Raw genomic sequence first — 3,554 nt, 5'->3', positions numbered from 1 at the left:
TTGTGTTCGGCGGTGTCCTACTTTTCCACCCGTGTGGGCAGTATCATCGGCGCTGACAGGCTTAGCTTCCGGGTTCGGGATGGGACCGGGCGTTTCCCTGTCGCTATTTCCGCCGTAACTCTATTTTTTTGTGTGGGTGCGGCTGGTTGGCCGGCACCCGGGTTATCAAAGTGTGTTTGATGGTGGGGTGTGGGTTTGAGTGTTTGTGGTGTGGTTGCGGGCAACACGTGAATTGTTTCTTTGTGTTGTAAGTTTTCGGCCGGTTAGTGCCAGTTCCCTAACACACCTTGCGGTGCTTCCAGGTCTGGTCTATCGATCCCGTAGTCTGCGGGGGGCCTTATCCCTCTAAAAGGGTGAGAATCCTGGTCTTGGAGTGGGTTTCCCGCTTAGATGCTTTCAGCGGTTATCCTGTCCGAACGTAGCCATCCAGCCGTGCTCCTGGTGGAACAACTGGTATACCAGAGGTTCGTCCGTCCCGGTCCTCTCGTACTAGGGACAGGTTTCCTCAAGATTCTGACGCGCGCGGCGGATAGAGACCGAACTGTCTCACGACGTTCTAAACCCAGCTCGCGTGCCGCTTTAATGGGCGAACAGCCCAACCCTTGGGACCTGCTCCAGCCCCAGGATGCGACGAGCCGACATCGAGGTGCCAAACCATCCCGTCGATATGGACTCTTGGGGAAGATCAGCCTGTTATCCCCGGGGTACCTTTTATCCGTTGAGCGACACCCCTTCCACTCGGGGGTGCCGGATCACTAGTCCCGACTTTCGTCCCTGTTTGACGTGTCAGTCTTACAGTCAAGCTCCCTTGTGCACTTACACTCAACACCTGATTGCCGTCCAGGTTGAGGGAACCTTTGGGCGCCTCCGTTACATTTTAGGAGGCAACCGCCCCAGTTAAACTACCCACCAGGCACTGTCCCTGAACCAGCTTCATGGTTCGAAGTTAGAGGTCCAATACGATCAGAGTGGTATTTCAACAACGACTCCACCCACACTGGCGTGCGGGTTTCACAGTCTCCCACCTATCCTACACAAACCGCATCGAACATCAATACCAAGCTATAGTGAAGGTCCCGGGGTCTTTTCGTCCTGCCGCGCGTAACGAGCATCTTTACTCGTAATGCAATTTCGCCGAGTCTATGGTTGAGACAGTTGAGAAGTCGTTACGCCATTCGTGCAGGTCGGAACTTACCCGACAAGGAATTTCGCTACCTTAGGATGGTTATAGTTACCACCGCCGTTTACTGGGGCTTAAATTCTCAGCTTCACCCCGAAGGGTTAACCGGTCCTCTTAACCTTCCAGCACCGGGCAGGCGTCAGTCCGTATACATCGTCTTGCGACTTCGCACGGACCTGTGTTTTTAGTAAACAGTCGCTTCTCACTGGTTTCTGCGACCCCCTCCCGCTGCCGGCCGCGAAGGCCATGACGGTATGAGGGTCCCCCTTCTCCCGAAGTTACGGGGGTATTTTGCCGAGTTCCTTAACCATAGTTCACTCGTACGCCTTGGTATTCTCTACCTGACCACCTGTGTTGGTTTGGGGTACGGGCCGTGTGTGAGCTCGCTAGAGGCTTTTCTCGGCAGCATAGGATCACCGAATTCGCCGCAATCGGCTATGCATCACCTCTCGGACTATGTGTCAGACGGATTTGCCTATCTGACGTCCTACGGGCTTGCCCCAGTATTACCACTGACTGGTACGGCTACCTTCCTGCGTCACCCCATCGCTTGACTACTACCAGCGAAGGTCCCACGCAGCCAGCGATCGTCACCTCCCGAAGGACATGATCGACCACCTTTTGGGTGGTTAGTACCACTGATTCATCATGGGCGCGCACACACGGGTACGGGAATATCAACCCGTTGTCCATCGACTACGCCTGTCGGCCTCGCCTTAGGTCCCGACTCACCCTGGGAGGACTGGCCTGGCCCAGGAACCCTTGGTCTTTCGGCGGGCAAGGTTCTCACTTGCCTCATCGCTACTCATGCCTGCATTCTCACTCCCACACCCTCCACCACTAGATCACTCTGTGGCTTCACCGGATGCAGGACGCTCCCCTACCCAATACTTACGTATTGCCGCGGCTTCGGCGGTGTGCTTGAGCCCCGCTACATTATCGGCGCACAATCACTTGACCAGTGAGCTATTACGCACTCTTTCAAGGGTGGCTGCTTCTAAGCCAACCTCCTGGTTGTCTAAGCGACTGCACATCCTTTTCCACTTAGCACACGCTTTGGGGCCTTAGCCGGCGATCTGGGCTGTTTCCCTCTCGACGCACGGAGCTTATCCCCCGCCGTCTCACTGCCACGCTTACACTCACCGGCATTCGGAGTTTGGCTGACGTCAGTAACCTAGTAGGGCCCATCGGCCATCCAGTAGCTCTACCTCCAGTGAGAAACACGCAACGCTGCACCTAAATGCATTTCGGGGAGAACCAGCTATCACGGAGTTTGATTGGCCTTTCACCCCTACCCACAACTCATCCCCTCAGTCTTCAACCTAAGTGGGTTCGGGCCTCCACGCGGTCTTACCCGCGCTTCACCCTGGCCATGGGTAGATCACTCCGCTTCGGGTCCACAACACGCCACTACACACACCCCAACGGATGCGATACGCCCTATTCAGACTCGCTTTCGCTGCGGCTACCCCACACGGGTTAACCTCGCGACGTGCCGGTGACTCGCAGGCTCATTCTTCAAAAGGCACGCCATCACCCCACCACAAGGGAGGGCTCTGACGGATTGTAGGCACATGGTTTCAGGTACTATTTCACTCCCCTCCCGGGGTACTTTTCACCATTCCCTCACGGTACTAATCCGCTATCGGTCATCGAGTAGTATTCAGGCTTACCGGGTGGTCCCGGCAGATTCACAGCAGATTCCACGGGCCCGCTGCTACTCGGGAAATATCACAAGACAGGTGTCGGGTTTTCACGTACCGGGCTCTCACCGTCTACGGCAGGCCATCCCAAGCCACTTCCGCTAACCACAACACTTTCTCACTGCCCTCCAGTCGAGTAGAACCGGACATGACACTCCCACAACCCCGCACACACAACCCCTACCCGGTATCACATGCATACGGTTTAGCCATCCTCCGCTTTCGCTCGCCACTACTCACGGAATCACATTTTGTTTTCTCTTCCTACGGGTACTGAGATGTTTCACTTCCCCGCGTTACCTCCCCACTGGCTATACATTCACCAGCCGGTGACACGACATCACTCGTGCCGGGTTTCCCCATTCGGACATCCTCGGATCCACGCTCGGTTGGCAGCTCCCCGAGGCATATCGCAGCCTCCTACGTCCTTCATCGGCTCTCGATGCCAAGGCATCCACCATGCGCCCTTAAACACTTACAAATCACAAAAACCAAGAAACAAAAATTGCAAAAACAAACAAGACCCTCAAGCCTTGCTTGCTAGATGCTCGCAACCACTATCCACAAAACAAACACCACACCCCACCACCAAGATGGAGCGACAACACACCCACCCCCACAAAGGGAGCGAAAACAGGCCTGTTGCCTCAGGACCCAACAGTGTGCCCAAC

The 3,554-nt window shown here is 55.6% G+C and carries 2 rRNA genes; both read right to left on the bottom strand.

The window, feature by feature from the left end:
* Positions 1 to 4: 4 nt before the first annotated feature.
* Positions 5 to 117: ribosomal RNA gene (gene rrf / locus N416_RS0111680) — 5S ribosomal RNA — on the bottom strand.
* A 126-nt stretch (positions 118 to 243) separates the two neighbouring features.
* Positions 244 to 3,364: ribosomal RNA gene (locus tag N416_RS0111675) — 23S ribosomal RNA — on the bottom strand.
* Positions 3,365 to 3,554 lie beyond the last annotated feature (190 nt).

The sequence above is a fragment of the Mycobacterium sp. UM_WGJ genome (genome assembly GCF_000455125.1).
GTDB lineage: Bacteria > Actinomycetota > Actinomycetes > Mycobacteriales > Mycobacteriaceae > Mycobacterium.
The sequence above is the reverse complement of the archived record's forward strand: the minus strand, read 5'-3'. Positions and strand labels throughout refer to the sequence as shown.